Source organism: Comamonas humi, assembly GCF_054782535.1.
This window is the reverse complement of sequence record NZ_BAAGSH010000020.1, coordinates 1-7,937: the sequence shown is the minus strand read 5'-3', so window position 1 is coordinate 7,937 and position 7,937 is coordinate 1. Positions and strand designations below refer to the sequence as shown.

General features: G+C 65.3%; 3 protein-coding genes. 1 reads left to right on the top strand and 2 read right to left on the bottom strand.

Annotation, left to right across the window (positions count from 1 at the left end):
* Positions 1 to 507, bottom strand: a 507-nt coding sequence (locus tag ACYVKR_RS22395) for a hypothetical protein (RefSeq protein WP_460483202.1), incomplete at its 3' end; no start/stop codon positions are given.
* Positions 508 to 648: 141 nt separating this feature from the next.
* Complete coding sequence (locus ACYVKR_RS22390; RefSeq protein WP_460483201.1) at positions 649 to 837, bottom strand: hypothetical protein; 189 nt, start codon at positions 835 to 837, stop codon at positions 649 to 651.
* A 336-nt stretch (positions 838 to 1,173) separates the two neighbouring features.
* Between ACYVKR_RS22390 and ACYVKR_RS22385 the strand changes: the two genes are divergently transcribed.
* The coding region (locus tag ACYVKR_RS22385; RefSeq protein WP_460483200.1) for a beta strand repeat-containing protein at positions 1,174 to 7,937 on the top strand (6,764 nt) is incomplete at its 3' end.

Sequence of the window (7,937 nt, the reverse complement as noted above, 5' to 3'; positions counted from 1 at the left end):
CAGCTGATCGGCGGCTTGACCGATGGCCTGGGCGGTGAAGGCGGCCTGGGTGGTGGCGTGATCGGTGGCATCGTCGACGGTGTGCTCGGCGGCCTGCTGGGCGGTGACGGAGGCTTGCTGGGTGGCTTGACTGGAGAAGGTGGCCTGCTGGGCGGCGTCACCGGTGAAGGCGGTTTGCTCGGAGGCCTGACCGGCGAAGGCGGGCTGCTGGGCGGCCTGCTCGGTGGTGGCAACGGCGGCACCCCTGGCACGCCAGGCGGCACCGGCGTCGTAACCTCGGTTCAGGATGTGGTGGACAACCTGCTGGGTGGCACCGTGGCCGATCCTGTCCATCAGTTGCTGGACGCGCTGATTGATCCCACTGACGGCACGCTCGCTGCCGTCACCGGCGCCCTGGAAGACCTGACCAATGTCAACGGTGGCCCGCTGGGCGTGCTGACAGAGCTGGCCAATGGTCTGACCCTGGTCCAGGACCAGGCACTGGAACCCGTAATAGACACCCTGCATGACCTCATTGCAGGGCTATCCAACCCTGGCGACCCCACCAACGGCGGACTCGCCGGACTGGGGAGCCTTGTCGAAAGTGTGCTCGGTGGTGACGGCGGACTCCTGTCTGGCGTGATCGGCGAGGACAGCCTGGTGAACGGCCTACTGGGCGGTAATGAAGAAGGCCTGCTTAGCAACATCATTGGAGAGGATGGACTTATGCATACGGTTATCGGGAATAACGGTCTGGTCAACAACCTGGTTGGAGGCATCAGTGCGGGAGGTTTGATCGGCGACGTCAACGGCGGCGGTCTGGTCAATGGTGTGGTGAACACCGTGGTCGGTGAGCACGGCCTGGTCAACAACCTGGTTGGCGGCGTCAGCGCCGGGGGGCTCATCGGCAACATCGTGGGCGATGTCAACGGTGGTGGCTTGGTCAACGGCACCGTGAGTGCCGTGATCGGCCAGAACGGTCTGGTCAACGGCCTGATCGGTGGTGTCAGCGCCGGTGGCCTGATCGGTAATATCGTCGGCGATGTGAATGGCGGCGGTCTGCTCAACGGTACCGTGAATGCAGTGGTTGGTGAGAACGGTGTGCTCAGCGACTTGATCGGTGACGTCAGCGCTGGTGGCCTGATTGGCAATATCGTTGGGAACGTCAATGGAGGTGGCCTGGTCAATGGTGTGGTGAATACCGTGGTTGGGCAGAACGGCCTGGTCAATGGCGTGATCGGTAGCGTCAATGCCGGCGGCCTGCTGGGCGGCGTGGTCGGAGGCGTGGATCCCGGCGGCCTGATCGGTGGCATTGTGGGCGCGGCCAATGCCAGCGGTCTGGTCACCGGGGTAGTCAACACCGTGGTTGGCGAAAACGGCCTGGTCAATGGCCTCGTTGGCGGTGTCGATGCAGGCGGCCTGGTTGGTGGGGTCGTTGGCGGAATTGATGCCGGCGGCTTGCTGGGTGGCGTTATCGGCGGCGCAGACGGCAGCGGCTTGGTCAACGGCGTGGTGAACACCGTGGTTGGCGAAAACGGCCTGGTCAATGGCCTGATCGGCGGCGTCAATGCGGGCGGCTTGATCGGTGGTGTCGTTGGCGGAATTGATGCCGGCGGCCTGCTGGGTGGCGTTGTCGGCGGCGCAGACGGCAGCGGCCTGGTCAACGGCGTGGTGAATACCGTGGTCGGCGAAAACGGCCTGATCAATGGCCTCGTTGGCGGCGTCGATGCTGGTGGGCTGCTGGGCGGCATCGTTGGTGGCGCCAACGGCGATGGTTTGGTTGGCAGCATCATCGGTGGCGTTGATGCAGGCGGCCTGATTGGCGGCGTCGTCGGCGGCGGCCTGGTCAATGGTGTGGTTAACACTGTGGTCGGCCAGAACGGGCTGGTCGGCAGCGTGATTGGTGGCGTCAATGCCGGAGGTCTGCTCGGCGGCATCGTTGGTGGTGTCGACGCAGGCGGCCTGCTGGGAGGTATCGTCGGCGGCACCGATGGCAGCGGCTTGGTCAACGGTGTAGTGGACACCGTGGTTGGCGAGGACGGCCTGGTTCAAGGCGTGATCGGCGGCGTCGTCGGTGGTGTTGACGCAGGTGGTCTGCTCGGTGGCATCGTTGGTGGTGTCGATGGCGGTGGCCTGATCGATGGTGTCATTGGTGGCGTTGACGCAGGTGGTCTGCTGGGCGGCATCGTTGGTGGTGTTGACGGTGGCGGCCTGATCGGCGGTGTCATTGGCGGCGTTGATGCCGGTGGTCTGCTGGGAGGCATCGTTGGTGGTGTCGACGGCGGTGGCCTGGTCGGTGGTGTTGTGAACACCGTGATCGGCGAAGACGGCCTGGTCGACAACCTGCTTGGCGGTGTTGTTGGTGGCGTTGACGCAGGTGGTTTGCTGGGAGGTATCGTTGGCGGTACCGACGGCAGCGGCCTGATCGGTGGCGTCATTGGCGGTGTCGATGCCGGTGGCTTGCTGGGCGGTATCGTCGGCGGTGCCGACGGCACTGGCCTGGTCAACGGCGTGGTGAACACCGTGGTCGGCGAAAACGGTCTGGTCAACGGCCTGATCGGTGGCGTCATTGGTGGTGTTGACGCAGGTGGCTTGCTGGGTGGCATCGTTGGCGGTGTCGACGGTGATGGCCTGATTGGCAGCATCGTCGGTGGTGTCGACGCAGGTGGCTTGCTGGGCGGCATCGTGGGTGATGTCGACGGCGGCGGCCTGCTGGGCGGCGTTATTGGCGGTGTTGATGCAGGCGGTCTGCTGGGCAACATCGTTGGCGGTGTTGACGGTGGCGGCCTGATCGGAGGCGTCATTGGCGGTGTCGACGGTGGCGGCCTGATCGGTGGCGTCATTGGCGGCGTGGATGCCGGTGGTTTGCTGGGCGGCATCGTCGGCGGTGCCGACGGCACGGGCTTGGTCAACGGTGTGGTGAACACCGTGGTTGGCGAAAACGGTCTGGTCAACGGCCTGATCGGTGGTGTTGACGGCGGCGGTCTGATCGGCGGCGTCATTGGCGGCGTTGACGCAGGTGGTCTGCTGGGTGGCATCGTTGGTGGTGTCGATGGCGGCGGCCTGATTGGCGGTGTCATTGGCGGCGTCGATGCAGGTGGCCTGCTGGGTGGCATCGTCGGTGGAGCCGACGGCGCTGGCCTGGTCAACGGTGTGGTGAACACCGTGGTTGGCGAAAACGGTCTGGTCAATGGCCTGATCGGTGATGTCGACGGCGGTGGCCTGATCGGAGGCGTCATTGGCAGTGTTGATGCCGGTGGCTTGCTGGGTGGCGTCATCGGTGGAGCCGACGGCACTGGCCTGGTCAACGGTGTGGTGAACACCGTGGTCGGCGAGAACGGTCTGGTCAATGGCCTGATCGGTGGTGTTGATGCTGGCGGTCTGCTGGGCAGCGTCATCGGTGGCGTTGACGGTGGCGGCCTGATTGGCGGTGTCATTGGCGGCGTCGATGCCGGTGGTTTGCTGGGCGGTATCGTCGGCGGTGCTGACGGCACGGGCCTGGTCAACGGTGTGGTGAATACCGTGGTTGGCGAAAACGGTCTGGTCAACGGCCTGATCGGTGGAGTCGACGCTGGCGGTCTGCTGGGAGGCATCGTTGGCGGTGTCGACGGCGGCGGTCTGCTGGGCGGCGTTATTGGCGGTGTTGATGCAGGCGGCTTGCTGGGCGGCATCGTTGGCGGTGTTGACGGTGATGGCCTGATTGGCAGCATCGTCGGTGGTGTCGATGGCGGCGGTCTGATCGGTGGTGTCATTGGCGGCGTCGATGCCGGTGGCCTGCTGGGTGGCATCGTTGGTGGTGTCGATGGCGGCGGCCTGATAGGAGGAGTCATTGGTGGCGTCGATGCAGGTGGTCTGCTGGGTGGCGTCATCGGTGGAGCCGACGGCACTGGCCTGGTCAACGGTGTGGTGAACACCGTGGTTGGCGAAAACGGTCTGGTTAATGGCCTAATCGGTGGCGTCGACGCGGGCGGTCTGCTGGGCGGCATCGTTGGCGGTGTCGACGGTGATGGCCTGATTGGCAGCATCGTCGGTGGTGTCGATGGCGGCGGCTTGATTGGTGGCGTCATTGGTGGCGTTGACGCAGGTGGTCTGCTGGGTGGCGTCATCGGTGGAGCCGACGGCACTGGCCTGGTCAACGGTGTGGTGAACACCATGGTTGGCGAAAACGGTCTGGTTAATGGCCTAATCGGTGGCGTCGACGCGGGCGGTCTGCTGGGCGGCATCGTTGGCGGTGTCGACGGTGATGGCCTGATTGGCAGCATCGTCGGTGGTGTCGATGGCGGCGGCTTGATTGGTGGCGTCATTGGTGGCGTTGACGCAGGTGGTCTGCTGGGGGGCCTCGTCGGTGGTGTCGATGGCGGTGGCCTGATCGGTGGTGTCATTGGCGGCGTCGATGCAGGCGGTCTGCTGGGCAACATCGTTGGCGGTGTCGACGGTGGCGGCCTGATCGGCGGTGTCATTGGCGGCGTCGATGCAGGTGGCCTGCTGGGTGGTGTCATCGGTGGTACCGATGGCACGGGCCTGGTCAACGGTGTGGTGAACACCGTAGTCGGCGAAAACGGTCTGGTCAACGGCCTGATCGGTGGTGTCATTGGCGGCGTTGATGCCGGTGGTTTGCTGGGCGGCATCGTTGGCGGTGTTGACGGTGGTGGCCTGATCGGAGGCGTCATTGGCGGCGTCGATGCAGGCGGCCTGCTGGGTGGTGTCATCGGTGGTACCGATGGCTCGGGCCTGGTCAACGGCGTGGTGAACACCGTGGTTGGCGAGAACGGTCTGGTCAACGGCCTGATTGGCGGCGTCGATGCAGGCGGCCTGCTTGGCGGCATCGTTGGCGGTGTTGACGGTGATGGCCTGATTGGCAGCATCGTCGGTGGTGTCGACGGCGGCGGCCTGATCGGTGGTGTCATTGGTGGCGTCGATGCAGGTGGCCTGTTGGGTGGCGTCATCGGTGGAGCCGACGGCACCGGCCTGGTCAACGGTGTGGTGAATACCGTGGTCGGCGAGGACGGTCTGGTCAACGGCCTGATCGGCGGCGTCGATGGTGGCGGTCTGCTGGGAGGCGTCATTGGCGGCGTAGATGCAGGTGGCCTGCTGGGCGGCATCGTCGGCGGCGTCGATGCAGGTGGCCTGCTGGGTGGTGTCATCGGTGGTACCGATGGCACGGGCCTGGTCAACGGTGTGGTGAACACCGTGGTCGGCGAGAACGGTCTGGTCAACGGCCTGATCGGTGGAGTCGACGCTGGCGGTCTGCTGGGCGGCATCGTCGGTGGTGTCGATGGCGGCGGCCTGATTGGTGGCGTCATTGGCGGTGTCGACGGCGGCGGCCTGATCGGTGGTGTCATTGGTGGCGTCGATGCAGGTGGCCTGTTGGGTGGCGTCATCGGTGGAGCCGACGGCACCGGCCTGGTCAACGGTGTGGTGAACACCGTGGTCGGCGAGAACGGTCTGGTCAACGGCCTGATCGGTGGAGTCGACGCTGGCGGTCTGCTGGGCGGCATCGTTGGCGGTGTTGACGGTGGTGGCCTGATCGGAGGCGTCATTGGCGGCGTCGACGCGGGCGGTCTGCTGGGCGGCGTCATTGGCGGTGTCGATGGCGGCGGCCTGATTGGTGGCGTCATTGGTGGTGTTGATGCAGGTGGTCTGCTGGGTGGCATCGTTGGTGGTGTCGACGGCGGTGGCTTGCTCGGAGGCGTCATTGGTGGCGTTGACGCAGGCGGCTTGCTGGGTGACATCGTCGGCGGCGCTGACAGCACTGGCCTGGTCAATGGTGTGGTGAATACCGTGGTCGGCGAGGACGGTCTGGTCAACGGCCTGATCGGCGGCGTCGATGGTGGCGGTCTGCTGGGAGGCGTCATTGGCGGCGTTGATGCCGGTGGCTTGCTGGGTGGCATCGTTGGCGGTGTCGACGGCGGCGGCCTGATTGGTGGCGTCATTGGCGGCGTCGATGCAGGTGGCCTGCTGGGTGGCGTCATCGGTGGAGCCGACGGCACGGGCCTGGTCAATGGAGTGGTCAACACCGTGGTTGGCGAGAACGGTCTGGTCAACGGCCTGATCGGTGGCGTCGACGCGGGCGGTCTGCTGGGCGGCATCGTTGGCGGTGTCGACGGTGGCGGCCTGATTGGTGGCGTCATTGGCGGTGTCGACGCAGGTGGCTTGCTGGGTGGCATCGTTGGTGCTGTCGATGGCGGCGGCCTGCTGGGTGGTGTCATCGGCGGCGCCGACGGCACTGGCCTGGTCAATGGAGTGGTCAACACCGTGGTCGGCGAGAACGGTCTGGTCAATGGCCTGATCGGTGGCGTCGATGCGGGTGGTCTGCTGGGCGGCATCGTTGGCGGTGTCGACGGTGGCGGCCTGATTGGTGGCGTCATTGGCGGCGTCGATGCAGGTGGCCTGCTGGGTGGTGTCATCGGTGGTACCGATGGCACGGGCCTGGTCAACGGTGTGGTGAACACCGTAGTCGGCGAAAACGGTCTGGTCAATGGCCTGATCGGTGGCGTCGACGGTGGCGGCCTGATTGGTGGCGTCATTGGCGGCGTCGATGCAGGTGGCCTGCTGGGTGGCATCGTCGGCGGTGTCGACGGAGGCGGCTTGATCGACAACATCGTCGGTGGTGTTGATGCAGGCGGACTGCTTGACGGCATCGTCGGTGGCGCGAACGGCATCGGCCTGGTCAACGGCGTGGTGAACACCGTGGTTGGCGAGAACGGTCTGGTCAACGGCCTGATCGGTGGCGTCAATGCAGGCGGCCTGCTGGGCGGCATCGTTGGTGGTGTCAACGGCGGTGGCCTGGTTAATGGTGTGGTGAACACCGTGGTTGGCGAACATGGTCTGGTCAATGGGTTGATTGGTGGCGTCAACGCAGGTGGTCTGCTGGGTGGCATCGTTGGTGGTGTCAATGGTGGCGGCCTGGTCAATGGTGTGGTGAACACCGTGGTTGGCGAAAACGGTCTGCTCAATGGTCTGATCGGTGGTGCCAACGCGGGCGGCCTGCTCGACAACATCCTTGGCAATGTGAATGGCGGTGGCTTGGTCAACGGTGCTGTGAATACCGTGGTCGGTGAACACGGCTTGGTCAACGGCCTGATTGGCGGTGTCGATGCAGGTGGCCTGCTGGGTGGCGTCGTTGGCGGTGTTGATGCCGGTGGCCTGGTCGGTGGCATCGTTGGTGGCGTTGACGCAGGTGGGCTGCTGGGCGGCATCGTCGGCGGCGCTAACGGTACAGGCCTGGTCAATGGCGTCGTGAATACCGTGGCCGGCGACCATGGGTTGCTCAACGGCGTGATCGGCGGAGCCAATGCCGGCGGTTTGCTGGGCAACATCGTCGGCGATGTGAACGGTGGTGGCCTGGTCAACGGTGTGGTGAATACCGTTACCGGCGAGCACGGTCTGCTCAATGGCGTGATCGGCGGCGCCAATGCCGGTGGCCTGCTCGACAACATTGTCGGCAGTGTGAACGGTGGCGGCCTGGTCAACGGTGTCGTGAACGTTGTTGCCGGCGACCATGGTCTGCTCAACGGCGTGATTGGCGGAGCCAACGCAGGCGGTCTGCTGGGCAACATCGTCGGCGATGTGAACGGTGGTGGCCTGGTCAACGGTGTGGTGAATACCGTTACCGGCGAGCATGGTCTGCTCAACGGCGTGGTCGGCGGCGCCAATGCCGGTGGCCTGCTCGACAACATCGTCGGCGATGTGAACGGTGGCGGCCTGGTCAATGGCGTAGTGAATGCCGCTGCCGGCGAGCATGGTCTGCTCAACGGGCTGATCGGCGGCGCCAATGCTGGCGGCCTGCTGGGCAACATCGTTGGTGACGTGAATGGCGGTGGGCTGGTCAACGGTCTGATTGGCGGCGTGAATGCCGGCGGTCTGGTCGGTGGCCTGTTGGGCAGCGGCGGTGGTTTGCTGGGTGGCCTGTTGGGCGGCGTCTCGACGGCTGCGCACGGCATCACGGCCGATACGCA